General features: G+C 49.8%; 26 protein-coding genes, 1 tRNA gene and 1 pseudogene. 9 read left to right on the top strand and 19 right to left on the bottom strand.

What is annotated here, in order from left to right; all coding sequences use genetic code 11:
• Positions 1–37 precede the first annotated feature (37 nt).
• The 3 genes from ispH to IPK84_02235 are packed head-to-tail and all read right to left on the bottom strand — an operon-like array spanning position 38 to position 2764.
• Entirely contained in the window at positions 38–1009 is a 972-nt protein-coding gene (ispH, locus tag IPK84_02245; GenBank protein ID QQS16150.1) for a 4-hydroxy-3-methylbut-2-enyl diphosphate reductase, read from the bottom strand.
• Positions 1006–1422 carry a hypothetical protein gene (locus IPK84_02240; GenBank protein QQS16149.1) on the bottom strand — a complete coding sequence of 139 codons (417 nt, stop codon included), beginning with the start codon at positions 1420–1422 and terminating at the stop codon, positions 1006–1008. The genes ispH and IPK84_02240 overlap by 4 nt, the downstream gene beginning before the upstream one ends.
• A gap of 4 nt (positions 1423–1426) precedes the next feature.
• Positions 1427–2764 (bottom strand): phosphomannomutase/phosphoglucomutase, encoded by a 1338-nt coding sequence (locus IPK84_02235; protein QQS16148.1) that lies wholly within the window; start codon positions 2762–2764, stop codon positions 1427–1429.
• Positions 2765–2928: 164 nt separating this feature from the next.
• Here IPK84_02235 and IPK84_02230 point away from each other — a divergent pair, with 164 nt between their 5' ends.
• The 5 genes from IPK84_02230 (at position 2929) to groL (ending at position 7375) form a co-directional block, all read left to right on the top strand.
• Positions 2929–3462 (top strand): NUDIX hydrolase, encoded by a 534-nt coding sequence (locus IPK84_02230; GenBank protein ID QQS16147.1) that lies wholly within the window; start codon positions 2929–2931, stop codon positions 3460–3462.
• A gap of 35 nt (positions 3463–3497) precedes the next feature.
• Entirely contained in the window at positions 3498–3968 is a 471-nt protein-coding gene (locus IPK84_02225) for an NUDIX hydrolase (GenBank protein QQS16146.1), read from the top strand.
• 64 nt (positions 3969–4032) lie between these two features.
• Positions 4033–5082 (top strand): redox-regulated ATPase YchF, encoded by a 1050-nt coding sequence (gene ychF, locus IPK84_02220; protein ID QQS16145.1) that lies wholly within the window; start codon positions 4033–4035, stop codon positions 5080–5082.
• An 80-nt stretch (positions 5083–5162) separates the two neighbouring features.
• Positions 5163–5555: a hypothetical protein gene (locus IPK84_02215; protein ID QQS16144.1), complete on the top strand. Its 393-nt coding sequence runs from the start codon at positions 5163–5165 to the stop codon at positions 5553–5555.
• A gap of 161 nt (positions 5556–5716) precedes the next feature.
• Positions 5717–7375: a chaperonin GroEL gene (gene groL, locus IPK84_02210; protein QQS16143.1), complete on the top strand. Its 1659-nt coding sequence runs from the start codon at positions 5717–5719 to the stop codon at positions 7373–7375.
• 108 nt (positions 7376–7483) lie between these two features.
• Here the strand turns inward: groL and IPK84_02205 are convergent, their stop codons facing one another.
• Positions 7484–8971, bottom strand: coding sequence for a bifunctional (p)ppGpp synthetase/guanosine-3',5'-bis(diphosphate) 3'-pyrophosphohydrolase (locus tag IPK84_02205; protein QQS16142.1), 1488 nt, complete (start codon positions 8969–8971; stop codon positions 7484–7486).
• A 156-nt stretch (positions 8972–9127) separates the two neighbouring features.
• Complete coding sequence (locus tag IPK84_02200; GenBank protein ID QQS16141.1) at positions 9128–9544, bottom strand: zinc ribbon domain-containing protein; 417 nt, start codon at positions 9542–9544, stop codon at positions 9128–9130.
• A 152-nt stretch (positions 9545–9696) separates the two neighbouring features.
• Here IPK84_02200 and IPK84_02195 point away from each other — a divergent pair, with 152 nt between their 5' ends.
• Positions 9697–10686, top strand: coding sequence for a CapA family protein (locus IPK84_02195; GenBank protein ID QQS16140.1), 990 nt, complete (start codon positions 9697–9699; stop codon positions 10684–10686).
• Positions 10687–10694: 8 nt separating this feature from the next.
• Here IPK84_02195 and topA read toward each other — a convergent pair whose 3' ends face one another.
• The 14 genes and pseudogenes from topA to IPK84_02125 form a co-directional block, all read right to left on the bottom strand.
• Complete coding sequence (topA, locus tag IPK84_02190; GenBank protein QQS16139.1) at positions 10695–12872, bottom strand: type I DNA topoisomerase; 2178 nt, start codon at positions 12870–12872, stop codon at positions 10695–10697.
• 83 nt (positions 12873–12955) lie between these two features.
• The gene (gene dprA / locus IPK84_02185) at positions 12956–14068 is read right to left on the bottom strand and encodes a DNA-protecting protein DprA (GenBank protein QQS16138.1); all 1113 of its coding nucleotides are present in this window, start codon (positions 14066–14068) and stop codon (positions 12956–12958) included.
• A 122-nt stretch (positions 14069–14190) separates the two neighbouring features.
• Positions 14191–14595, bottom strand: coding sequence for an NUDIX domain-containing protein (locus tag IPK84_02180; GenBank protein ID QQS16137.1), 405 nt, complete (start codon positions 14593–14595; stop codon positions 14191–14193).
• 64 nt (positions 14596–14659) lie between these two features.
• Complete coding sequence (locus tag IPK84_02175) at positions 14660–15322, bottom strand: HAD-IA family hydrolase (GenBank protein ID QQS16136.1); 663 nt, start codon at positions 15320–15322, stop codon at positions 14660–14662.
• Positions 15319–15825, bottom strand: coding sequence for a diadenosine tetraphosphate hydrolase (locus IPK84_02170; GenBank protein ID QQS16135.1), 507 nt, complete (start codon positions 15823–15825; stop codon positions 15319–15321). Before IPK84_02170 ends, IPK84_02175 begins: the two co-directional genes overlap by 4 nt.
• A 23-nt stretch (positions 15826–15848) precedes the next feature.
• Positions 15849–16421: a hypothetical protein gene (locus IPK84_02165; protein ID QQS16134.1), complete on the bottom strand. Its 573-nt coding sequence runs from the start codon at positions 16419–16421 to the stop codon at positions 15849–15851.
• Positions 16422–16442: 21 nt separating this feature from the next.
• A pseudogene (locus tag IPK84_02160) lies at positions 16443–17037 on the bottom strand (IS5 family transposase).
• Positions 17038–17158: 121 nt separating this feature from the next.
• The gene (locus IPK84_02155; GenBank protein QQS16133.1) at positions 17159–17491 is read right to left on the bottom strand and encodes an ASCH domain-containing protein; all 333 of its coding nucleotides are present in this window, start codon (positions 17489–17491) and stop codon (positions 17159–17161) included.
• Between the two features lie 46 nt (positions 17492–17537).
• Positions 17538–17915 carry a hypothetical protein gene (locus IPK84_02150; protein QQS16132.1) on the bottom strand — a complete coding sequence of 126 codons (378 nt, stop codon included), beginning with the start codon at positions 17913–17915 and terminating at the stop codon, positions 17538–17540.
• Between the two features lie 52 nt (positions 17916–17967).
• Positions 17968–18429 (bottom strand): XRE family transcriptional regulator, encoded by a 462-nt coding sequence (locus IPK84_02145; protein QQS16131.1) that lies wholly within the window; start codon positions 18427–18429, stop codon positions 17968–17970.
• 11 nt (positions 18430–18440) lie between these two features.
• A tRNA-Gln gene (locus tag IPK84_02140) sits at positions 18441–18512 on the bottom strand.
• Between the two features lie 37 nt (positions 18513–18549).
• Positions 18550–20175 (bottom strand): DNA polymerase III subunit gamma/tau, encoded by a 1626-nt coding sequence (dnaX, locus tag IPK84_02135; GenBank protein QQS16130.1) that lies wholly within the window; start codon positions 20173–20175, stop codon positions 18550–18552.
• A 100-nt stretch (positions 20176–20275) separates the two neighbouring features.
• Entirely contained in the window at positions 20276–20923 is a 648-nt protein-coding gene (locus tag IPK84_02130) for a GtrA family protein (protein ID QQS16129.1), read from the bottom strand.
• Between the two features lie 24 nt (positions 20924–20947).
• Positions 20948–21700 carry a hypothetical protein gene (locus tag IPK84_02125; protein QQS16128.1) on the bottom strand — a complete coding sequence of 251 codons (753 nt, stop codon included), beginning with the start codon at positions 21698–21700 and terminating at the stop codon, positions 20948–20950.
• Between the two features lie 244 nt (positions 21701–21944).
• Here IPK84_02125 and IPK84_02120 point away from each other — a divergent pair, with 244 nt between their 5' ends.
• The 3 genes from IPK84_02120 (at position 21945) to IPK84_02110 (ending at position 26201) form a co-directional block, all read left to right on the top strand.
• Positions 21945–22361, top strand: a complete 417-nt coding sequence (locus IPK84_02120; GenBank protein QQS16127.1) for a hypothetical protein — start codon at positions 21945–21947, stop codon at positions 22359–22361.
• 81 nt (positions 22362–22442) lie between these two features.
• A complete protein-coding gene (locus IPK84_02115; protein ID QQS16126.1) occupies positions 22443–23846 on the top strand; it encodes a sulfite exporter TauE/SafE family protein in 1404 nt (467 codons plus the stop codon).
• Positions 23847–23855: 9 nt separating this feature from the next.
• Positions 23856–26201, top strand: a complete 2346-nt coding sequence (locus IPK84_02110; protein QQS16125.1) for a heavy metal translocating P-type ATPase — start codon at positions 23856–23858, stop codon at positions 26199–26201.
• The last annotated feature ends 8 nt before the right edge of the window (positions 26202–26209 follow it).

Raw genomic sequence — 26209 nt, 5'->3', positions numbered from 1 at the left:
TTGAGAACGATCACTTTCTTCTTTTCTGTTGAAGTGTTCATGAAGCTCGCTTACGTGAAGATTTCTCCTTCATCTCTTTCAATTCGAGTGGCTCCATAAAGCGGGTGGATTCCACGGTTGTCGCGTGTTCTTCGATGGTGGCGCCGAGGTTTTTGAAATACTTGGCAACTTCTTGGACGCGGGATTCGGGGGCGCTGGCACCAGCGCTGATGCCAACCGTTTGTGCACCGTCGAACCATGTGGGATCGATATCATCTGCGCTATCGATGAGATAGGATGGTTTTCCCTTGGCGCATGCGGTTTCGGCGAGTCGGGTGGAGTTGGAAGAATTCTTCGAGCCGATGATGAGGACGATATCGGCGAGTTCTGCTATTTCGGAGACGGCTTTTTGGCGGTTGGTCGTCGCATAGCAGATGTCTTTGCCGGGAGGGGCGACGATATGCGGATATTTTTCGGTGAGCGCTTGGATGATTTCTGCTGTTTCGGGGATGCTGAGTGTTGTCTGGGTGAGGTAGGCGAGCTTCTCTTTGCTGTCAAAATGAAGCGCTTCGATGTCGGCTTTGGTCTCGATAAACGGAACCGATTTCTTGTAGGTGTGCTTCGCTTCTCCGATGACCCCGATACCTTCGGGGTGTCCCTTGTGTCCGATATAGACGACCGAGTAGCCGTCTTTCATGAAGCGGTGCATTTCGAGGTGCACTTTGTTTACGAGAGGACATGTCGCATCGATGATCGTGCAATTTTTCTTTCGTGCGATCTCGAAATCTTCGGGTGGCGACCCATGTGCCGAGAAAACAACAACGGAGTTTTCCGGGATGGCTTTGGCGCTGTCGATCGTGATTGCCCCGCGATCTTTCAATGTCTTCACAACCGTTTTGTTGTGGACGATCTCATGCTTGATATAGACGGGTGCGCCGAAGATATCGAGCGTGTCCTCAACGGTTTTCACAGCACGCGCCACTCCAGCGCAAAATCCGTGTGGCGAAGCGAGGATGACTTTCGCGATCATAGATTTTCAAGTTCTGCCTTAAATTTTTCCATTCCATCTTCGAAGATAAGGTTGTCTTTTGAACTTTCAGAAATTTCTTGGTCGTTCTCTATCGTGAAAAACCGTATCGGTTTCTTTGTGCTATGTACTTGTCGTATTTCCGCCATGACTCCATTGCTTATCGATCCGAAGATCCAGAGTTCATCGGCGATCGCTACGAGATTGTTGTTGGCATTTCGGACGATATTTCTCCCAACGGTATCTGCGAGATAGTAGTCGAAGGACATGAACGGATTGATGGGGACGCATCCATTTTCCAAGACATATTTCACAATGAGCATCCGCATGTAGAAGTATCTCTTCGAGAGCGCCGTAAAAACGATTGGTTTCTTCTCTTGCAAATTCATTGCCGGATGGGAAAACTCTTCTGGCATAGTATTACTTCTCTCGTATAATTGTGAGCACCTCATCGCGTTTTTTTGTCATGAGTTCCTGGGTATTGGCTTCGAGGTTGAGGCGGAGAAGAGGTTCGGTGTTCGATGGGCGGACATTGAGCCACCAGTCGGGGAAGTCTATCTTGATGCCGTCGAGATGAGAGACGGCTCCATCTGCATAGGTTTGTTTGAGTTTTTTCAGGATGGCGTCTTTGTTTTCAACTTCGCTGTTTATCTCTCCCGAATGAAAGTAGCGTTTCAGGTCGCTTGCGAGTTGGGATGCGGTCTGCTTGGTTTCGCTCATGACGGAGAGTATCATGAGGGCGGCGAGAGAGCCGGCTTCGGCGTAGGAGTTTTCGAGGAAATAGTAGTGTCCGGAGAGTTCTCCGGCAAAGACGGCTTTCTCGTCGCGCATTTGCTGCTTTATATTGGCGTGTCCCACTTTGCACTCTTTGGCGACGCCGCCCGATTCTTCGATCACTTCTCGCACCGCTCTCGAGGAGCGGAGATCATAGAGGATGGTTGCGCCCGGGTGCGACTTCAGGACTTCCTTGGCGATGATACCGGTCATGTGATCCATGGGAATTATCTCGCCGGTTTCATCTACAAAGCCGACGCGGTCGGCGTCGCCATCGAAGGCGATGCCGAGATCGGCACGCTCTGCAACGACACGCTCTCGGAGTTCGTCGAGGGTTTCGGTTTTGAGCGGGTTTGCTTCGTGTGCCGAGAACGGATGATCCAAATCATCATACATGGTGACAAGTTCGATGTTCTCCGGGAACATTTTGAATATCGGGAGCTCGAGAATGCCCATGGCATTTGCGGTGTCGATCACCACCTTGAAGTGCCGATTCCCGAACCGAGCGAATTTTGCAAATTGTTTTTCGTAAGCGGGTTTTATATCCTGTGTCGAAAGCGAACCCTTCCTATTCGTGCTTGCGAATTCGTTTTTCAAGACCCGATCGCGGATATCGAAGAGTCCGGTTTTTTCTCCGACCGGGAGGGCATTCTTGAGAGCAATTTTCATCCCGTTGTACTCTGGCGGATTGTGTGAGGCGGTGATGGAGACGGCAGCGTCCACGTCGAGGTGCCACGAGGCAAAGTAGACCATGGGCGTTGTGAGGAGTCCCAAGTCGATCACGTGAGCGCCCGCATCCATGGCTCCTTTTGCGAAAGCTTTGAAGAGCGCGGGACTCGAGACGCGAGCGTCACGACCGAGGGCTATGGTCTTGAGCTGCAGTGCTTCGATAGCGGCACGGCCTATTTTCTCCGCATCTTTCTCATTGAAGTCTGTGCCGTATATGCCGCGAATGTCGTAGGCTTTGAAGATGCTCGGATTCATAGAGTGAGTGAAGAAGGAATTAGGAATCACGAATGAGGGAGATAGCGGGTGGAAGATAGAAGATGGGAATGTGGAGAGTTTCTTGTTCTGTTGCCAGTTGTCTGTTCTTTACGTTTGCTTCCCCAACATTGACAGCTCAAGGAAGAGCCGTCAAGATGGGCTATATGTGGAAAAAGCTTTCTTCTCGAGAAGTGTTTACTCATCCGCGAGTGACGCTTATCGAAGATGAGGTCGAGCTTCCGAGTGGTGCTCGGCTGAATTATCTCTATTCAAAGCACATTGTCGATGGTGCGACAGTGATTTGCCGCCGCCCCGACGGGAAGATTCTTGTCCAGAAGGAGTATTCCTATCCGGCAAACGAACACCTCTACCAGTTTCCGGGCGGACTTCTTCTCCCGGATGAGAGCGTCGATGTCGGTGCGAATCGCGAGCTGATGGAAGAAGCCGGCTATCAGGCGGACACGCTCTCCGCTCTTGGTGATTACTATTATGATCACCGAAAGTCGAAGGGGCGGATGTATGTCTTTTTGGGTGAGAGCCTGAAAGAGGCATCGCTTCCGCCGGATCCGGAAGAAGAAGGGGCAATCGAAAGTTTTTGGTTTACAGAAGAAGAGATCGAGTCAATGATACGGAAAGGCGAAATTGAGAACAGTCGGTTCTTGTCTGCCTGGTGCTTATATCGGGTGGGGAAGCAGTGAAATAAATGTAGTTCTTTGGAAAAAGGAGAAAAGAAATGCGTGATGGTGTGTATGAGCGGGCAGTTATCGTGTTCGTATGGCGTTGGGACCATTTTTTGGTTCTTCGGAGAAAGAAGGATTGCCGTTGGGGAATTCCAGGGGGAAAAGCGGAGGCAGGTGAGAGTTCTTTCGATGCAGTGTTGCGAGAACTTTTGGAGGAAACAGGTATTGTTGTGAGTGCTCCTACTCGTCAATTGCATCGTCTCATGACGCATCGTCTCGACCTTGGCTTGGAAGGTTTGTGGGAGTGTGTTTCCTTCGCATTAAATCTCTCGACCCCGTCAACGGTAGTGACTTTGAATCCTGAAGAGCATCTGAATTTTGCATGGGTAACGCCAGGGCGACTTCTTCGGTGTAGGAAGCAGAAGCAACCTATTTTTCCTGGCTTGATTCAGGTGATGTGTGATGCCGGGTATCTTTATTTGCCCGAAGGAGAGCTTGGTGTCAAAATTCAACGTATCGCGTGACATTTTCTTTGGATTCCGCTAGCATGCAGTGAGCGGAGTCCTCTTCTTTTTTGATGATGGCAGTATGTCTCTCAAAGCGGGAATTGTCGGGTTGCCGAATGTGGGGAAGTCGACCTTGTTTAAGGCGCTCTCTGGGAAGGCGGTCGATATCAACAATTATCCTTTTTGCACGATCGAACCCAATGTGGGCATCGTGCCGGTGCCGGATGCGCGGCTTGCGAAGCTCGCGGCGATGTCGAAGTCGGCGAAAGTGATTCCGCCGGTGGTGGAGTTTGTGGATATTGCCGGGCTTGTTGCTGGAGCGTCTAAGGGCGAAGGGCTTGGCAATAAGTTTCTGGCGAATATCCGCGAGGCGGATGCGATCGTCGAAGTGGTGAGGCTCTTTGAAAATCCGGATATTATCCACGTACACGATCGTGTCGCGCCCGTGGAGGATATCGACATTATTCATACCGAGCTTATCTTGGCGGACATGGAGACAGTGGAGAAGCGGAAATTGAAGACTGTGAAAGATGCTCGCGCCGGGAAGAAAGAGGCGCTTGCCGAAATGCCGATACTGGAACACATCGAGTCGGCGCTCCAGGCGGGGAAGCTTGTGCGGGAGGCCGGTATTGTCGAGAGCGAAGATTCGAAGCGGGTGTTTCGTGAGCTGCAACTTCTTACGGCAAAGCCGTTTCTCTTTGTATACAATATGTCGGACCCGGAGGCGGCGCTTCCACCGGAACTTGCCGCACGCCCCCATGTGCGGCTCGATGTGAAGATAGAGGAAGAGCTTTTTTCTATGAGTGCGGACGATCAGGCGGAGCTCGGGCTTTCGTCGAAAATCGGCGACCTCATTCGAGAGACCTATTCGCTCTTGGGGCTTATGACGTTCTTCACAACGGGCGAGACGGAGACACGCGGGTGGACGGTGGCGCAGGGATCGACGGCGCCCCTTGCTGGGGCGGCGATTCATACGGATTTCAAAGATCGGTTCATTCGCGCCGAGGTGATCGGCTGGGAGGCACTTCTCGCTGCCGGGTCGTGGAGTGCCGCGCGCGAGGCTGGGACGCTCCGTTTGGAAGGAAAAGAGTATATCGTTCAGGACGGCGATGTGATAGTGTTCCGGGTGTAGATCTTGTGTTTTTTTGGAAATGTGGTATTTTTTTCGTTGTAGCACCTTTCAGCGTTTTTCATCTTGGAGGATTTCAGATCATGATCTTTGCACCGCTTGATGCTGGGTTGTATGGTTTGTATCTCAGTAAACACGGGACTGCCGTGGCAGCGCTAATGGCGCAGGACCTTCTTTCAAACGGAGATGATCCAAAACAAATGCTTGCTGATGTTCGTGATCTTCTATCGGACATTGATCGAGTGATGAGTGAAGGCTCATTGGATGATCAAGATTGGGAAAATCTTCGAATAGAGTGGTGTCTTACGAGTCCAACTTTGTTGAATCATTTGCAGGAGGCAGAAGAAATGCTGGATCAAATTCCTTGCATGAAGGTCCCTGCCCTCGTGATTCTCTGTAATGTATCGATATTTCTGAATAGCCGACGCACGACTTTCGATTTGAACAACATGTCGATTTCGGAAGTTGTGGCGTAGGTCTCTCGTGTGGCGAAAAGGAGGAATCTTTTCAAGGGGTGTGCAAAACTATTTGCCGCCCTTTTGTTTTTTGAACCTTGACAGGTGATTTTTCTTTTCTTACAATGCGTTTAGCAGTCTGACACTTTGAGTGCTAGACGATAAATCTTAATACTACCGATATGGCAAAGCAAATCGCGTACAGCGAAGATGTGCGGCGGAGAGTGAAGGCGGGCATTGATCATGTGGCGGACACAGTAAAGGTGACGCTCGGACCCAAAGGGCGAAATGTGATTCTCGACAAGGGTTTCGGCGCGCCGACGGTGACCAATGACGGCGTCTCCATTGCGAAGGAAATCGAACTGAAAGACAAGTTTGAAAATCTCGGCGCTTCGCTCGTGAAGCAGGTGGCGGACAAGACCAATGACGCGGCGGGTGATGGAACGACAACAGCGACGGTGGTGACGCAGTCCATCGTGCGCGAAGGGCTGAAATTTGTGGAAACCGGCATCAACCCGATCGGTATCCGTCGAGGGATGGAGGCGGCGAAGGATGAGGTGGTGGCGTTGCTTCGGAAAAATTCCAAGAAGATTTCTTCCAAAGAAGAGATGGCTCAGGTTGCCACGATTTCTGCCGAATCCAGAGAAATGGGTGAGATGATTGCCGATGTGATGGATGAAGTCGGGAAGGACGGCGTCGTCACAATCGAAGAATCACAGAGCTTCGGTCTCTCGAAAGAAGTGGTTGAGGGGATGAGTTTTGATCGAGGTTATGTGTCGCCTTACATGGTGACCAATGTCGAGTCACAGAGTGCCGAGATCAAAGATGCTCTTCTTCTGCTTACCGATACCAAGATCTCCGCTATCAACGAAGTTCTCCCGCTTCTTGAGAAAGTGGCGCAGAGCGGAAAGAAAGAATTGGTAATTATTGCCGAAGAAGTCGAGGGTGAGGCGCTTGCCATGCTGGTGGTGAATAAGCTTCGTGGCACGCTCAATGTGCTTGCGGTGAAGGCACCCGAGTTTGGTGATAGCAGGAAGGCAATGCTTGAGGATATCGCTATCTTGACCGGCGGGCAGGTGATTTCGAAGGACAAGGGCATGAAGCTTGAGAGTATTGATATTTCTATGCTCGGACAGGCGCAGAAGGTGATTGCCACGAAGGATGATACGACGATTGTTGGTGGCAAGGGTACCAAGAAGGGCATTGAGGCGCGAATTGCACAGCTCAAGAGTCTCATCGATCAGACCGATAGCGAGTATGATCGCGAGAAGCTCAAGAAGCGTATGGCGAAGCTTTCGGGCGGCGTTGCGGTGGTGCGTGTCGGCGCGGCGACAGAGACCGAACTTACCTACATGAAGCACAAAATGGAAGATGCGCTCGCGGCGACCAAGGCAGCGGTTGAAGAGGGGATTGTCTCGGGCGGCGGCACGGCATTTGCGAAGGCGGTGGCGATGCTCGCCGAGCAGATGAAGAAGCGGACATTTGATAATCATGAGTTCCGAGCGGGCTACGAGACGCTTCTCAAGGCGCTTAATGAGCCGCTTCGTCAGATTGTGAAGAATGCCGGCGAGCAGGATGCGGCGGTGGTGCTTTCCGAAGTCGTACGCGAAAAGGGAGCAAACTATGGCTATAATGCTGCGACGAACAGCTACGAAGCCGATATGATCAAGGCGGGAATTATCGATCCGCTCAAGGTGACACGAACCGCGCTTGAAAATGCGGTGTCGGTAGCGGCGCTCCTCCTTACAACTGAAGCGGCGGTTGTGGAGCTTCCGGAGGAAAAGCCGGAAATGCCCGGTGGCGGCATGCCCGGAATGGGCGGCATGGGAGGAATGATGTAAGTTTTTTCCGGGATTCCGGATGCAGTGAAATAGAAAACCGTCCCGAGAAATCGGGACGGTTTTTTTCGAAAAAAATCAATGTCGAGAATTTGAGATGCTTAACCTACTCTAGATTACCCCCTCTTTGCGGAGCTGTTTCTGGATGTGGGATTTGGCGATGGAGGTTTTGACGAATCGGAGCCAGTCTTGGTTGGGTTTCTTGCGGCCTTTGTCGGTGATGATTTCAATGACTTCACCGTTCTTGATGTGATGATCGAGCGTGGCAATTTTTCCATCAACCTTAGCGCTGGTCATGCTGTTGCCGATTTCGCTGTGTATAGCATAGGCGAAGTCGACCGGTGTCGCCTCTTCGGGGAGCTCGATAATATCTCCCTTGGGAGTGAAGGCGAAGATATGGTTTTTGAAAAAGTCAATCTTGATACCTTCAAGGAATTCGCGGTTGTCTTGCCCGATTTCTTTTTGCCACTCCTGAAGTTGCTTGACCCAGGCAAGCTCTTTGGGGGGCGCTGTTTCATGGCGGCGAAAGAAGAGTTTGCGCCAGCTGGTGCTCCGCTCTTTCTCGGCATAGGCCCAGTGCGCGGCAATGCCCAGTTCCGCCTCGTCATGCATCTTCTGTGTGCGGATCTGGATCTCGATGATGCGTCCCTCCGGACCGAAGACAGTCGTGTGGAGGGATTGATAGTTGTTCGGCTTCGGGAGGGAGATATAATCCTTGATGCGGCCGACCATGGGACGGTAACTTTTGTGGACGGCGCCGAAAGCTTCATAGCAGTCGGAGACACCAGACACAATTATGCGAACGGCGACGAGATCATAGACGCGCTTGATATCCATGTCATGGCGTCGGAGCTTCTGGTAGAGCCGATAGAGTCGCTTGGAGCGGCCCTCAATATGAATGATGCGGACGCCGTCTCTGGTGAGGCTTTCGCGGATACCAGCGACGCACCGGTCGAGGTATGAGTCGCTTTCGCGCATGTACTCTTTGACAATCGCAAGAGTTTTTTCATGTGCTTCGGGATCGAGGTATTTGAATGCCAAATCTTCGAGTTCGCCTTTGACCTCGCCGATACCGAGCCGATTTGCGATCGGGGCGAATATTTCCATGGTCTCGCGAGCGATTCGAAGCTGTTTCTCTGGCGGGAGATAGTCGAGCGTACGCATGTTGTGGAGACGATCGGCGAGTTTTACGATGACAACACGAATATCTTCCGCCATGGCGAGAAACATCTTGCGGAGATTTTCGAGGTAGTATTCTTCGCGCGAACCGCGGAGGCGAATCTTCCCGAGTTTGGTGACGCCGTCGACCAGTACGGCGACTTCGTTTCCAAATTGCGTGCGTATGGTTTCGAGCGAGACGGAGGTGTCTTCGGGAACATCATGGAGGAGTCCGGCGGCGATAGTGCGAGACTCCATGCCGATTTCTGCGAGGATCTTTCCGACAGCCAGTGAATGCTCGATGTAGTTCTCTCCGGACTTGCGCTTTTGCCCGCGATGCGCTTCATCTGCAAGCGCGAATGCGGACGTGATGAATCGCCGACCTTCGCTTGAGGGAGGGAATTTGCAGGCTTTGAAGATGTCTTCGAGTACGAGGGACATAGGGCATGTTTTTCATCCAGTATATCCCACTTGAGACAAAATACCACCCTTTTTTGACTCTGCTCATGACATGTTTTTGGAATGTCTGTGAATAAAAAACAGCCCGTATGCAGGCTTACCGGGCACGTTCCTTTTTTGCTTGAGTCTGGCGGTTTCTCACTGTTCGAATGCTTTCGGGTAGCGTTCTCGGAATTTTCTTGATATATATGAGCCCAGAGTGAGTCCAGCGACAAATGTGGTCATCATGACAATAAAGTAGGTTGAAAGGCGGACTGTTTTCCCATCGGCTATATCCGGGAAGAAATTCATACTTATGAGGAAGGAGACAACGAAGATCCCGATTGCAAAAAGGAATTCCAAGAAGCCGACAAGGATAGCTCCGGGAATCTTTCGCGAAAAAAGATCGCTTCCTAAGGGAGCTCTCGGAATATTCTTTCCTGCTCGGGATTGTTCGATGTTTCTTTTTACTTGATTTTCAGAAAGAGCGGTTCCGCAACTTCGGCAGAATGCAATCTCGGCGGAAATATTTTCTCCGCAATTCTCGCAATAAGCCGATGTGTGAGAGAATTTCATGGATTCTTTTTGGAAATGTATGGATGCTCACAGTATATACCATATTTCCGAAATGCACAGAGGCACTGCTTCTGTTGTGTCAATGTCGCCATTGACGTGTTCGGGGATCGTGGTAGATTGACGGAATACTTTTAGCTTGTTGATTTTTTGTTATGAAGGCCAGACTTCTTCTTGCATCAGGTGTGTTGCTTCTCGTGCTTTCGGGATTCTTGTTTTTTCTCTTTCGTGCGAAATTTCGCGAGCAATCTTTTATGGAAATGAAATTTTTCCCCATTAAAAACGAGGAAATTAGCAGTCAGGAAGTGTTTGGTGATACCGATATTCAGTCTCCAATCCGCCTTCTTTTTGCGGGCGATATGATGTTCGACCGGTATATTCGGACGCAATCGGATAGGATGGGGAAGGAGGCAATATTTGATGGCATTCGAGCTCAGCTCTCGTCAGCCGATCTCGTGGTGGCAAATCTTGAAGGACCGATTACCTCGAGCGAATCAGAGAGTGCGGGATCAGCGATCGGCGAAGCGAGGAATTACGTCTTTACCTTCAATTCCAAATGGGCAGACGTGCTCGCTCATGCGAATATCCATCTTGTGAATATTGGAAATAATCACATTCTCAACTTCGGCGAGTCGGGACTTGTTGAAACGAGGCAATTTTTGCGAGATGCCGGCGTGAAATTTTTTGGCGACCCGACAGATGATTCATTTCGCTCATATGACGCTATTATTCGCGGGAAAAGAATAGGATTTGTAAACTACAATCAGTTTTACGCGGATGCCGAGTCTCGCGCTCTTTCCGATATCGATCGCCTCCATTCGGCGGTAGATATACTGGTTGTCTATACGCATTGGGGTGCTGAGTATGCTCCGGCAACCGATGAAGAAAAGCGTCTCGCGCATCTCTTTGTCGATCGGGGGGCCGATATGATAATCGGCTCACATCCGCATGTCGTTCAAGAGCGCGAGGTCTATCGCGGCAAGACAATCTATTATTCTCTTGGCAATTTCATTTTTGATCAATACTTCAGCTCGGAAACGATGAGGGGTCTCTTGGTCGAGGCTTCGATTGCTCCGGATAATTCGATATCATTTCGGGAATTCCCTCTGAGACTTTCTTCGGATGGAAGAACAAGTATTGAGTGAGGAGAGAGTTACTTCTTTTTCTTCTCGAGGAGATGAGGGTTATGATTGGGGCAGGTGCGGTCGGAACAGCGTTCGGGGATGGTTTTGGTTCCTTCCATCATGAGAGCGTCACAGGGTTTGCCGTCGCGGATGAATGAGCAGCGCTTGCCGGTCGGACGTGCTTTGATGGCGTGCTTGCAGTCGGGATAGTTGGAACAGCTGTAGAATGTGCCGAAGCGTCCGCGTTTTTCGACCATCTCACCTTTTTGACAGACGGGGCACGTGACGCCGGTTGTCTGTGTGGCGGAGCCTTTGATAAATTTGCATTTCGGATAGGTGCTGCAGGCGATAAATGGTCCGAACCGCCCCATCTTCTCGACAAGTGGGCTGCCGCATTCGGGACAGGGCTCGCCAACATCTTTGTCTTCAGGGATGAGTGAGCCGTCTTTCATGCGTGCGCCTTTGCAGTCCGGGAATCGCGAGCAGCTGTAGAAAACGCCGTTTTTGCCGAGTTTCCGAACCATGCTGCTGCCGCACTCGGGGCAGAGGAGGTCTTTGGGTGCGTCGCCAAGGTTGTTGATTTTCTCTAGTTTGTCTTTGGATTTCACCTCTTTGGAGAATGGCGTGTAGAAATTCTTGAGAGTTTTTTCATAGTCGCGTTCGCCGTTTGAGATATCGTCGAGCTCTTGTTCCATATCGGCTGTGAAGGTGTCGCTCACGATTTCTGCGAAGTGCTTTTCGAGGAACGAGCTCACGGCTTCTCCGGTTTCGGTGGCATGGAGCGCCCGGCCATCTTTGGTGGCGTAGTCTCTGTCAAGAAGCGTCTTGATAATCGAAGCGTATGTACTTGGTCTTCCGATACCGCGCTTCTCAAGTTCTTTGACGAGTCCCGCTTCGGAGTAACGGCGTGGTGGCTCGGTTTGCTTCTTTTCGGAATCGACCGAGCGAAGTCTGAGAGTGCTGCCCGGAGAGAGTTTTGGCACATCCATATCGTCTTGCCGTGCAAAGGGATCAATCTCGAGCCAGCCCGGGAAGAGAAGTCGCGAGCCATTGGCGACGAAGTCGGGAATCGACCGATCGGCGATATTGGCAATGACTTTGGTGCGAAGCATGCGGGCGCTCGCCATTTGCGAGGCGATGGTACGGCGAAATATGAGCGTGTAGAGTTTCTGTTGGTCGGGGCTTGCGCCGGCTTTCTCGCGCGAGGGATCTGTCGGACGAATAGCCTCGTGTGCCTCCTGAGCATTCTTTGACTTCGTGGTATAGATGCGAGGCTCGGAGAATTGGTCGCCGAACTTTTTGAGAATGAAATCGGTCGCTGTTTTCTGCGCGTCTTTGCTAATGGTGACGCTGTCGGTTCGCATGTAGGTGATGAATCCCGATTCGTAGAGCTTCTGTGCGATTCGCATGGTGTTTGCGGGTGAGAATCCGAGTCGGGAACTCGCGGACTGCTGAAGGGTTGAAGTAGTGAATGGTGGAGAGGGTGCCCGCGATGCTTCGGATTCTTTGACATCGAGTACGGACCAGGAACCGGCGCGCGCTCTTTTCAGAATGTCATCGACTTCATGTTCTTCGCGCGGTTCCTTGGAACAGGTGAGCGTGATCGGTGTTTTATCGGGGCAGTCGGCATGTGCGGTGATAACCCAGAAGTCTTCAGGGACAAAGGCGGCTATTTCCCGTTCTTTCTCGACCAAGATACGGAGTGCGGGGGATTGGACGCGGCCGGCAGAGAGACCGTAGCGGAGTTTTTTCCAGATGAGTCCCGAGAGGTCATATCCCACAAGCCGATCCAAAACACGCCGTGCTTCTTGGGCTCGACGGAGATTCTGGTCTATGGATCGCGGGTGGCGTATGCCTTCGGTAACAGCGTTTCTCGTGATTTCGTGGAAGGCGACGCGCTTCGGGCGCTTTAATCCGCAGGCTTCGGCAATGTGCCAGGCAATAGCTTCGCCTTCGCGGTCGGGGTCGGTGGCGAGGTAGACTTCGCCTGCCTTTTTGGTGAGGCGCGATAGCGTTGAGACGATATTTTCTTTGCCGGGGGTTACTTCATAATGCGGGATGAATCCGCCTTTGACATCGATCGCCTTTTTATTGCTTTTTGGGAGATCGCGTATGTGTCCCACGGAGGCGACAACCTGGTATTCCTTTCCAAGGTATTTCTGGATGGTTTTCGCCTTCGATGGTGACTCAACGATAACAAGTTTCATAGAAAATGAGGGGATTTCAAATAATATAGTGTGTGCTCTAAAAGGATTCCTCGAGCATTGTGTTGGAGGCGATCCCTTTGAATTTATACTCGATATGTTCGAATATAGTGCATGTTGCCGATGTTTTTTACCAAGCCTTTCATTTCGAGAAAGGCGAGTGCGGAGAGTGCGTTCGATGTTTCCAGTGTAGAGTGTTTGATGAGCGCGTCAATGTGCATGGTATCACTTCCCAATATTTTGAGAAGACGTTCTTCATCAGCGGAGATATTTTCCTGATCGGATTCGGTTTGTTCGGAAAGTATTTCGCGATTTTCGCGCTCTTTCGAAAGCGGGAGGGCATCGAGAATATCTGAGAGACTTGCAGTGAGAATAGCTCCTCTCTTGATGAGCGCGTGCGGTCCGCGGGAGTTCTCGGAATAGATTGATCCCGGAACGGCGAAGACTTCGCGATTGAAATCGAGTGCGAGGTTTGCCGTGATGAGCGTGCCGCTTTTTTCCGATGCTTCGATGACGACGGTGCCGAGCGACAATCCTGCCATGATGCGATTGCGCGCGGGGAAGGTGCCTTCGGAAGCGCCGGTTCCCGGCGGGTAGTCGGAGAGCAGCGCGCCATGAAGGCTGATGGTGTGAGCGAGATCGAGGTGGGTGCGCGGCGAAATCGAGGCGTCGTCGAGTCCGTTGCCGAGAACGGCAATCGTGACGCCTCCGCCATCGAGGGCGCCCTGGTGCGCTGCTTTGTCGATGCCGAGCGCCATACCTGAGATCACTGCGATGCCGCTTTTTGCGAGCTCGCTCGCAAATTCTCTCGCGATGCCGATACCGTATTCGGTGGGTTTCCGGGTACCGACGAGTGTGATCATGGGACGTCTGTTGAAATCAATGTCTCCACGAAGATAGAGTAGTGCCGGCGGATTGGGGATTTCTGCGAGGAGAGCGGGGTAATTCTCGCTTTCTCTGGAGATGAGGCGAACCCGGTGCTGTTCCAGAGTTTCGAATTCTCTTTCCGGTGAGATGTGTTTGCGAGTGTGAACGATTGTCTCGGCAAGTTTGCTTGGAATGCCAGCGCGGATGAATTCTTCGAGTGGCGCGTCCCATGCCGATTCGAATGTCTCGAAGTGAGCGGCGATTTTCCGAAGTTTTTCGGCGCCGACACCGGATATTTTTCCGAGGCAGTGGAGGAATAGGCTGTCATGCATAGCGGATGAGCTTGAAAATTCCTTGGGAGTATACGGGAGCAATGGGCTATTGGCAAGGATACAGCTCCAATAAGAAAGAGTGTCCGGAAAATGACACCCTTATTTCTTGCTCAACCAAGTGTTTAATCTATAAGGTCGCGTTTCTTGAGGAGAGGGATAACTTGATGTTCGAATATTGATCCGACTTTCATTTCTTGGGGAATGACGGAGTTTATCCATGCTATTTTTTCTACTTCGCTATCAGGCGTCGGTTCGCCTCGGAAAGCTTTAATCATAAAAACTTCCATGATAACTGTCTTTGATTCGTTTCCTGCGGCTGCTGCAGAAAATGTTCCAAATGACTCCATATCACCCTCCTCGACAATTATCTGGAATTCCTCCATCAACTCTCTTGCGAGAGCCTGCTTGGCAGTTTCTCCTGGTTCAATGGATCCTCCTGGAGAGATGAAGAAGTCTTTATTTTTCGATTTCTCTACCAGTAGATTTCTGTCTCGTATGATGATGCCAGCTGCTTTGTGTATGTTCATAGTTAGTTTAGTTTGCGCTACATTGCTCAGTGAGCGCGCTGCCCATGAATAATAATTGCCGTTTTCATATGCTATTTGTTTTGTTTAGTGTGGTATCTATTCCCAGCGATTCAAGGATTTGCCTTGGAAAGTCGACTGTGACTATGTCTGCTTTTTGGAGAGTGGCTTTACTGTTTAATCCCCAAGTGACGGCGAGCATGTCGATGTGACTCTTCTGGCAGGCTTCTACATCGCGCACCTCGTCGCCGATATAGAGTATTTTACTTTTATCGAAACGGTGTTTTCTTGCGAGAGCATTCAGCGCGCCTGACTTTCCGAACAGGGAACTGGTTATGATAAAGTCGACCGATATATCGAATCTTCTGAGGATTTTCGATATGGTATCAGTTGAATTGGACGAAACGATTCCTCTTACGCACCCTTGTTTTTGCAGGGCATCGAGAACTTCCTTGATATCGGGAAAGAGCTGTACGGTGTCGATATAGAGCTTGTATTCCTCTCTGAGACGTTGCGTAAATCTCCAGAGTTTCCAGAGGGGGATCTTTGCGTGTGTCGAAATAAATTTCTTGATGTCTTTATCTTCGAGTTTCAAGATTTCTTCTTTGGTAATTGGCGGGTAGTGATATTGATCGGCGAGACCGTTGAATGCGCGAAAAAGTATTTCTTCCGTGTCGGCCAGTGTGCCATCGAAATCAAAAATAATAATACTCTTGTTTTGTGGGTTCATATGGAGTAGTCATTCTTGTCCGAGGTTTTCAAGTATTGTTGCAGTTTTTCGATAGCCTGTTCCACCTTTTCAAGGTTTTCTTTTGTTTTCATATTTTCTCGAGCGTACTCCATAATTGGTCGGAGTGACGGTGTCTTCGTTCCAAATTTCTCGGACATCCAGAGGTATCGAGGGAATATCCAGAGGTGAAAGTGATGCGCTGAATCTTCTTCTTGGATGAGATATACCGTGTCTATGCCGAGAGTTTTTCGCATTGCTGTGCGAGTGGATGTCACTGTGTTTATGAAATCAATCTTTTCCTCATTAGTGAGCTCATCAATGCTTCGGATGTGTCGTCGCGAAGAGATAATAATGAATCCCGGTATGGGAATCTCAAAATCTTGGTGAACATCAAAATAGGCAGTTGTGAATATGTCTCCTACCCGTTCTATTTTTCCTTCCTCTCTTGCGCATCCGAGACAAGAAATATCGGAGGGAGCCCCTTGGTAATTCGTTATTTTCATAATGTCAGATTCTCGGCTTGTTGTTATTCACGGGAAGGCATCTTGTAATTTCCGCCAAGTGCCGGAACAGCTTCTGTCCATTCGGCGAGCGCGAGGGTGACTTTTCCCGCAAAAGGGATGTCTGAGTTCCAACTGGCGAGCGCTGCGGCGCGGTGCATGCCTTCAATGAGGATGACATTCCCGTTGTGGACGATGCCGGTTAGTTGGGTCTCTTCGGGGAATGCTCGTTGGATATCTCGAATCTTTTCGTTTTGGGAAATAATGGGAAGACGGACGAGATCTTTCAATTGTTTTGTGATCTTTCCTTGGTATGCTTTCTTGATCCATCCCGTGGTCGGGGTGCCATAGAGGAGGGGGCTGTCGGCGAGAGGGTGAGTCAGATGATAAAGCTGCCAGTCGAGTGCTTCGGGATGTAACGGTTTGGCATAGGCGTGCCGCCACTCGTCCCAGGATTCAAAGCCGCGCTCGGTCCAGTGTGCTTTCCATAATTCTTGCCATGCTTCGAGTTCTCGCCAAGTGTCAAACACTTCTCCCCACGAAATGAAACGGAGGTATTTGAGTGACTCGAGATTGGTTTTGAGTACCTTCTGTTTCATGGAATTATTCTTAGAACCTGTTTACAATCTTTTCAACAACAATCGATCAAAACTTAAAACCATCATCTGTAAGCTCGAATCCAGTGTCCGTTCGCAATTCTTCCAGAGCCTTCGGCATTTCTCCAGCCAGGAGAAACTTCTCTTTCGATCAGTGACGTTAGCAGTGGTTACCGTGAACGCATGCGGCAATCCGTTGGTGTCAACGAGAATATGTCGCTTGATACCGGAAACTTTTTTTCCTGCATCATAACCTTTTTCTCGAGCCGTATCTGTATTCTTGACACTTTGAGCATCAACGATGCAGAAACTGGTTTTGCATTGTTTGCCATTTTTCATACGTTCTTGTTCGACCAATTTTTTTTAAGACTTGCTCAAGCATACTCTCTGTCTGTTTGTTTTTTCGTTCCTTCCAGACAAGGAAGTGTCGATAGACACTCTGCCATTTTGGATAATCCTTGGGAAGTGCCCTCCATTGGCAACCCGTGACCAGAATGTAGAGCAGAGCGTTGAATACGTCATAGGAATCAAGTGTCTTTGGTTTGGTTCTCTTCCTGGTTGATTCGAGAAATGGTCTGATGTGTTCGAATTGTTCTCGGGTTATGTCGCTTGGATACATGGTTCTTTTGGTTTGAGGATTATGTCCTCAGTGTACCGGAAGATTGTAAACAGGTTCTCAGGCTTTCGGATTCGACCGATTTTTTTGTGATTCCAGAAAAGCTTTCAATTTCTGCGTGAGTCTATTTTGTCTCTGAAAGAAATTGAATCCTGATTGCTAGAACGCCGAATTTTCTTTCTTTTTCTGGCGAGTAAACTTCGTACATCTGCGTATATTCTTCTGCGCTCTGACTCCCGTATTCATGAGGCGGAAATGCGGCGAACATCCTTTGAAAGGATGGAAAGAGGGAAAGATCGAGGACCTTTGTGAGAATCTTTTTTCGTTCGTCATCAACTCGTCTAAATTCAATCTCATCTCCGACTTTGAGGAGTTTTCTTTTCTTATCATTCAATCTAATCTCAATAACCTTAGTTCCGTTTCTAATTTTCTCAAACGGACTATGATTGAGTTTCATTGTGTGGAGCATACGAGTTTCTGGGGCTGTGGGATGAAGTGAGAACTTATTTATCCAGAAACTCTTCTAAGGAATCGATGCTGATAAATTTTTCTACGTAGCAATCCAATGCCGGATCGTTCGTTGGTTCTGAAAAATAGATAGTCTTGTTTTTCGCAAGAGCATAGCCAAGTTCTAATTTGCAACTTGTTCCCATGTAGCCATTTGGAGTAATCAAGTAAACTATATCAGCTTTATCAATGGCTTTGTAATGTTCTAGCGCCAAACGTTTCTTTTCTCCAGGAGTATCTGCCTTATCTTCGTTTTCATGGCTGTAGTCTAAATTAGGAAAGATAGGTTTTAGTCTTAAAACAGTCAACGCTTCTACAGTTTCTCTTACTAAACTGCGATACTTCATGCTGCATCCGATAGCAATAGTTTTCATAAATTTATCAGATGACGTTCTGGAACGACATGGAAACACAATTCGGCTGATTCTAAACAATTAGTCCTCCGTGGAGTAAACAACGATAAACAATTGTCCCGTTGAATGAGATTTCTTCTGTTCCGCTAAAGCTTGAAAGATTTCCCTCAACCGTAAAAGTATACCGATTATTGTCCTTTGAAAATGAAGATGGACCACGAACAGGGATTACATCATTGCATTTTTGCATCAGAGCTTCTCGAAGGAAAGTATAGACCTCCTTTTCGTCTATATTTTTATTAAGGATAAATCCAAAGTAATTTGCTCCCCATACTGGCTTATTACTTTCATATACAATTTCTTCTCCGATAAAATCACGACCGCCAAAGTAAGTATCGTGATAGATAATATTTCCTTTTTCAAAATGATAATCTTCTGAAGCTAAGCGTGTGGGAGTAGCCTTTGATGCATTCTTGTTTGCATATGTTTCTTTGTTTGCTTCATTAAGAAAGCAAGCAAGATTTTGAATATTCATAGATTTGTCAGCTGGGGAGGCAGGGATCGAACCTGCGCGTGGGGGCTTCAAAGGCCCCTGCCTTACCGCTTGGCTACTCCCCAAGAAAATTTTCAAAGAGTGAATCGTGTCGTGTATCCGCTAACTGACCACCTTGCCGCCGAGGATATTGAGGGCGCTGTCGAGGAGAGGATCTGCTGGATCTTCAGCGACAACGTCGATAGCGAGGCGGGCTGGTGTTCCGAAAATGGTAGCAAGTGCCTGTTCGATGGTCAAGCGGCTTTCGGGTTTTTCGAGCCGTTCTTTGTGAAAAGCATGTCGCACGGACACGCCGATCGCGCCACTTTCGGAGAGCTGCGGCGTGCTGCCGGAGAGGGAGAGGGAAAGGGAAGCATTTTGGCGTTTTATCTCTTCAAGAAAGAGCTTCCATTTGCTTTGGATAATGGCAAGTGTCAGCGGAGATGATGTGCTTGCGCCGCTTGGCGCTTCCGGCGCGCGATGCTCGGGCTCGGGATTCTGATGAGGCGATGTTTTTTCCGATGTCGTCGCAGCGGTTTTCTCTGTCAAAGAAGAGGCTTTCGATGGTGATTCTTCCTTTGGTGATACGGATGGCTTGGCAGGTGCGGGTGGAGGGACTGGGCGTGATGTGGGAGCGGGTGATGTGGGTGTCTCTATATCCTCCGGGTAAATGAAGGCAAGCATGGCGATTTCGAGCGGGACTTGCTGGATGGGGGCGTGTCGGATTTCCGTGCGGGCATGGTGGATGAGCTCCATGAGGCGGGCGAGCTCGGCAAATGAGAATTGCGTGGCGAGTGTTGCGATCGTGTCGTTCTCTTCGGCGGAGGATTGCGCGGCGAGGGATGATTGGGCAACACTCCCAAGTTTGCGGAAGAGAACTTCGCGAAGGAAGTGTGTGAGCGTTCCGGCGAAGGATCGGAAGTCGACGCCTTTTTGCGCGAGCGATTCGAGTGTAAGGATCGCTGTGTCGAGATCGCGATTGCCGAGTGCGGCGACGATATCGAAGACGGTTTTTCGCTCGGTTATACCGAGGATGGAAGCGGCTTCGGATCCGGTGATGTGTTTATCTTCGAGGGCGATTGTCTGCGCGAGAAGGCTTTCGGCATCACGCATGCCGCCTTCGGCAGAGAGAGCAATCATTTCGAGGGCGTCAGCATCAATTGTAATGCCTTCGGACTGAGCGATGCGGGAAAGTTTTTCGATGATGACAGCGGTCGGGAATCGACTGAAATCGAAGCGCTGGCAACGAGAAGAAATGGTTGCGGGGATTTTGTGCAGCTCGGTGGTGGCGAGAATGAATACGACATGTGTCGGCGGCTCCTCGAGTGTTTTGAGGAGGGCATTCCAGGCGCCGCCGGAGAGCATGTGAACTTCGTCGATAATGTAAATTTTTCGTGCGCCGATTGCCGGCGGAAGCTTGACTGTTTCGCGGAGTTCGCGGATATTTTCGACACTGTTGTTTGAAGCGCCGTCTATTTCAATGATGTCAAAAGCGCGCCCTTCAGAAAACGCTCGGCAATTGTCGCAGGTATCGCACGGCTCTTTGGCATTGCGGCGATTGGTACAGTTGATGGACTTGGCGAGGAGTCTTGCGACGGTGGTTTTGCCGGTGCCTCTGGGACCGGTGAAGAGATAAGCATGGGCGAGGAGATCGCCGATGATTGCGTTGGTCAGCGTGGTGACAATATGCTCTTGCCCGGCAACATCACTCCAGTGCTCGGGGCGGTATTTTCGGTAGAGGGTTGCCATAGCCGTTTTGCGGGAGATTTAACTGTTGCAGTCATCGGATGCAAACAAAAAAGACAAGATTCCCTTGTCTTTTGAGTATATCAGAGAGCGAAGGGCTTGCCTATCGCTTGAACACGAAGAATTTGTACCCGATGAAATTCCAGGAGAGGACAGTGACGGAGGCGATGGCGCTCGAAATTGTCGCCCATGTTTCCGGAGAGACGTCCATGAATCCGGTGGCGAAAGTGATAAGAGAATACGTGATGCCGGCATTGAGCACTAACCCGACTATGGAAACCGCAATGAACTGAAAGAATTGCCGACGCACCGTAGCTTCATCGGTGTGCTTTTCTTCGAATGACCAGAACTTGTTCCAAATGTAGCTATTGATGATCGCGATGGAGACGGACGCTACTTTGAAAAGCAAGATGCTCCCGCCGGTCGATATGTGTGTGGCCCAGATGAGAAGACTAAAGATGCCGAGATCAACAATGAAATTGGTGACGCCGATAATGCCAAACTTCGCGAGTTGAAAAAAGAATCGGAGCTTCGGCGAAATCTTCGAGAGCAGGAAACCAATCGTGATGCCGATAACACACAGGAGTGCGAGGATAAGCGCGAAGAGCGGAATTGATACCGGGAGCGCCGTTCCGAGGTTTCTGAAAATAAACGGCGCGAAAATACCGATGAAGAGTCCGTTGATGGCGGCAAAAAAAAGATCTCGCTTCTCGAGTATGTGGAGGGATTGCCCTGGTATTTCCGGCTGCATAGAGGTGATATGGGTCACAGCTACTTATTCTGAATGTTCTTCTCCGGGCGTTGCATCATTATTTCTCTTGAGCTCTGCGAAATCTTTCTCCCACTCACTGAGAATATCATCTTTTGGCGATTCCGGAAGTTCGGTATCGTTTTTGGGTGCGGTCTGTGGCGATGGAGCGGTATTGGGGAAAATGTTCTGCGCGACGCTTGCTTCACTGTGGAGAGCTCCTTTTTGCAGGACATTTTCTATGGATGCCCACGTAGCTCCTTCGCTTCGCGGAAAGACAATGGCGACTTCATCGCCGGGATTTGCCTTGAAGAAGGTGATGGAAGCAAGAAGGACGCGATATGGGTGTCCGTCTGCCATAACCATGAAATTTCCCCGATCATCCTGAATGACGACGCCAATGGCGTGGCGACGCTCGGCGGGACCGATCTGCTTGTAAATAAACGACCCGTCCGGCGTGATGGTGAGTTTGAGGACATCTCCTTCAACGAGTTTTGACTTTGAAGCGTAATTCGCCGGGACGGGATATTGTTTGCCGTCCGACCCCTGCATCACTTGTCCGTCGAAGGTTCCTTGGACGACGGTGCCGTCTTCGATTTCTTCAACCTTGCGCGGACGGCCAACACGCTTCTTGCCCTCGAGCTGAAGAAGCATCGCCTTGGCACTCTGCATAGTTCGCTCGGCATTGGCGATCATTTCTCGGAGCGACTGAATTTTTTGTCCGCGATCTTCGCCGGCGGCGTCGGTTTCCGGTTGTGGTGTTTCGGTATCGGTTGTCATGTGTCGTGCGTGTTCTCGCAACGCTCTCTGTGTCAGACCTCTCTTTTTCGAGACGACAAAAGATCGAAGGAGAATCACTTTTTTGTTTTTCTTTCGCTTATGTAAATTCTATACTAATTTTTTTCTGCGCGCAAACACAGTCGGACTCTTCATTGAAACGAAAGGGAATTGCCATACTTGTCGGTGCTTGTTTTTCCAAAAAGGACGGAATACAATGGAAATATCTTTATATTGTCTGTGCGCCATGTATCGATCACTCATTCTTGTCGGTGTTTTCCTCTTTTTTTCGGTTGCCTTACCGTGCGTGTGCTCGAATGAATTTCTTGCGCTCGCGGCGGATGATTCATGCGGCAGTCTTTCTCTTGGTGTGCACGCTCAGAATGCTGAACATGGGACGATGAGTATGAGCCTCTTTGATCATATTGCCTCGTGGAGGGATTTTTTCTCATCGTCGTTACCGGTTGTCTTTTTTGTTCTTCTTGGAGCAACTCTTCTGAACTTTGGACAGAGAAAAGAGTTATTCTTCAAGTGGAATCGGCTTTTTGAGTTTCATCGGACACTCTTTCGCCCTCCGGAACGATTCGATGCGAGGGCGGCTCTTTCTCGGCCGTTCCTGCGCGCTTTCTACTCGGGCGTGCTGCACGCGAAAATTTCCCACTAGAATTCTTTTTGCCTCGGAAAGCTGCGGCGAATGTCTCGCTGTTTTGGTTCGAGGTTTTTTATTTTGCTCTATCTTTTTCTTATGACATCAAATACGAAGAATAATAATCGAACGTTTAGTGTCCCTATTGCCGGTATGCATTGCCGATCGTGTGAAATATTGATTGAAGAAAAACTTTTGGAAGTTCCCGGAATAAAAAAGGCTGACGTGCAATACCGGAAGGGAGTAGCAACAATTTCTTATGCTGCGGAGAAACCGAATCAGGAGCATGTGGAAACAGCGATTCGTGAGGCTGGGTATGCTGTCGGAACAACTCAGAAGCTGTCTTTTCTGAGTCGAAATATCGCTGATTATCAGGATCTTGGTATTGCCATTGTGGCGCTCCTGATTCTTTGGGGAGCGATTCGCTCTGCGGGACTGTCGAATATTTCCCTGGTTCCGGAAAGTTCTCTCGGGTCCACATCGCCGGGTATCATTCTCTTGGTTGGGCTTACGGCGGGGCTGTCCACTTGTATGGCATTGGTTGGCGGATTGGTACTTGGTGTTTCGGCGCGTCATGCGGAGAAACATCCGGAGGCGACGGTGTTTCAGAAATTCCGTCCCCATCTCTTCTTCAATGCGGGGCGCATCGCTTCTTATGTGGTGCTAGGTGGCGTTCTTGGCGTTTTGGGTTCGTTCTTTGCGCTGTCGGGGGTCTCGCTTGGCATACTGACTCTAATGATAGGTATCGTGATGCTTTTGCTTGGACTCAAATTGACAGGTATTTTTCCGATACTTGAGAGGGTGAGTCTCACGCTTCCGAAAGGCATTGGCCGTTTTTTCGGGCTTGACCGAAAGAGTCGGGAGTATAGCCACCGGAATGCCTTGATTCTCGGTGCGCTTACATTTTTTTTGCCTTGCGGATTTACACAGTCAATGCAACTCCTTGCTATTGCTAGCGGATCTTTTGTGAGTGGTGCATTTATTCTTGGGATTTTCGCTTTGGGAACGGCGCCGGGACTTCTGGGTATTGGGGGGCTTGCGTCGGCAGTGAAGGGCGTATTTGCAAAGCGATTCTTCGCATTCTCCGGTGTTCTCGTGATACTCTTCGCATTCTTCAATATATCGAATGGACTCACGCTTGCCGGATGGAGGAATGTTGATCTTCCTGTTTCTGATCAGTCACCATCTCAACTTCAAGAGACGCCTCGCATGTCGGTCGATCCGTCTGCTTCTCGAGGTGGTGTACAGATTGTGCGAATGACGCAGGATGGATATGGATATCATCCGCAGACGATTTCCGTGGAGCGCGGTCGTCCGGTGAGAATTATCATGACCTCTACCAACCCGTATTCTTGCGCGAGCTCGTTTGTTATTCCGAAGATGAATGTACGGAAAAATCTTCAGTCGGGAGAGAATGTTATTGAATTTACGCCAACGGAGGCGGGAACTATCCCATTCTCTTGTTCGATGGGTATGTATGGCGGGGCTATCGTTGTGAAATAATGTTCTTCTATGAAAAAAATTTCTCTTTCTCTTTCCGGTATGCACTGTTCTTCGTGTGCCCGGCTTATTGAGAATTCGCTCAAGAAAACGGTGGGAGTGACGAATGCGAACGTGAATTTTGCCGCCGAGAAGGCACTGGTGACATTTGATGAGACAAATGCATCTGTGGAAAATTTGATTGACTCTGTGTCGCGCGCCGGATACCGAGCGGAAGAAGTGCGATCGGGCGATACTCAATCCGAACAGAAAAAGCGCGAACGGGAGATCACATCGTATTTCCGTGCGTTTGTCTGGAGCTTCGTGTTGAGTTTTCCGATGTTCCTTTTTATGCTCGCGGATTTTTTCCCGGATTCCTCGGGAAGCAGATGGGTGGCGCCGTATGTCGGAATATTTTCGCTTCTTTTGACAATGCCGATCCAGTTTATTCTCGGGAAGGGATTTTATCGGGGATTTTGGTCGGCACTCAAGGTGCGAACGTTCAACATGGACAGTTTGATCGCGATCGGTACATCAACGGCGTTTCTGTACAGTGTGTACGGTTATGCTGACTATGCGTGGACGAATGGTTCGATCATTGGTGTTCATGGCGAGAAAATTCCGCATCTCTACTTTGAAACGGCAGCTTATCTGGTCACATTTGTCCTTCTTGGGAAGTGGTTGGAGATGCGAACGAAGGGGAAAACATCCGATGCGATCAAAAAGCTGATGGGACTTCAAGCTAGGACAGCGCGCGTGATTCGCAATGGACAATCGATTGATATCCCGATTGAGGATGTTGTGCATGGCGATATGATTCTGGTTCGTCCGGGAGAGAGGATTCCGGTTGACGGCGTGATTCGCATGGGGAGTTCGTCGGTGGATGAATCCATGATTACCGGGGAGAGTCTTCCGATTGAGAAGAATATCGGTGATCCGGTGACTGGTGCGACGCTGAATAAAACGGGAAGTTTCGAATTCGAAGCAACGAAGGTGGGGAGTGAAACGGTGCTGGCACAGATCATCCGGCTTATCGAGGAAGCACAGGGATCGAAGGCTCCCATACAAAATTTTGCCGATACGGTGTCGGCGTGGTTTGTGCCGATAGTTATCGGGATAGCGCTTCTCACGTTTTTCGTGTGGTACTTTGTGTTCGGTGTGACCCTCTCTTTTTCTCTGATGGCGTTCATATCAGTGATTGTGATTGCGTGCCCGTGTGCTCTCGGACTTGCGACACCAACATCTCTTATGGCGGGAACGGGGAAAGGCGCCGAGTATGGGATACTGGTCAAAGGCGGCGAGGCGCTCGAGGCGGCAAGCGGGATATCGGCAGTGGTCTTTGATAAGACGGGGACGATTACCAAGGGAAAGCCGGAAGTGACGGATATCGTTTCATTCGGGAGGATGAGTGAAGAAGATATTCTTCTCAAGGCGGCGAGTCTTGAAAAACTCTCGGAACATTCGCTTGCGGAAGCAATTTGCTCTCATGCGAATATACGGTCGATTGTTTTGGAAAACACACAGAATTTTCTGGCCGTGCCGGGACACGGCGTGCAAGGTACGGTAAATGGCACGGAGTACTTTTTTGGCAATAGAAGACTGATAACGGAAACACTGGGACTGGATGCGTCATCGGCGGAACAGGCATTGTTGTCCCTGGAGGAATCAGGGAAAACGGCGATGATGCTGGCGACTCGAGAAGTAATTCTCGGCATGATTGCTGTTGCGGATACGGTTAAAGATTCTTCGCGCCGAGCGATTGGGAAGTTGAAACGGCGAGGTATCGAAGTGTGGATGATTACTGGCGATAATATGCGGACGGCACGGGCTATCGCTCAGCAGGTTGGCATAACGCATGTGTTGGCTGACGTGCTTCCGGATGCGAAAGCGGACGAAGTGAAAAAAATTCAAGCGAGAGGGAACAGCGTTGCATTCGTTGGAGACGGCATCAATGATGCACCGGCTCTGGCGCAGGCGAATGTCGGCATTGCTCTGGGGAGTGGAACGGATGTTGCGATGGAGACGGGAGACATTGTTCTTATGAAGAGCGACCTTATGGATGTGGTGACAGCTCTTGAGCTTTCACGAGAAACCTTTTCGAAGATAAAACAGAATATGTTCTTCGCGCTTTTTTACAATGTGATCGGTATTCCGATTGCGGCGCGAGCATTTGTTGCATTCGGACTGGTGCTGAAGCCGGAGCTTGCCGGACTTGCGATGGCGATGAGTTCGGTGTCGGTAGTTGGCAATTCGCTTCTTCTTCGTTTTTTCCGTCCGGGAAAGAAGAATTATCTTTCGGCAGTTGCTCCGTTTGTTATGACTTTTGTCTTTACGGCGGCTTTTATCGCCTTTGCTTCATGGAGTCGTGCAACAGAATAGGCGACGAG

This window comes from Candidatus Moraniibacteriota bacterium (genome assembly GCA_016699875.1).
GTDB lineage: Bacteria > Patescibacteriota > Minisyncoccia > Moranbacterales > UBA1568.
The sequence above is the reverse complement of the archived record's forward strand: the minus strand, read 5'-3'. Positions and strand labels throughout refer to the sequence as shown.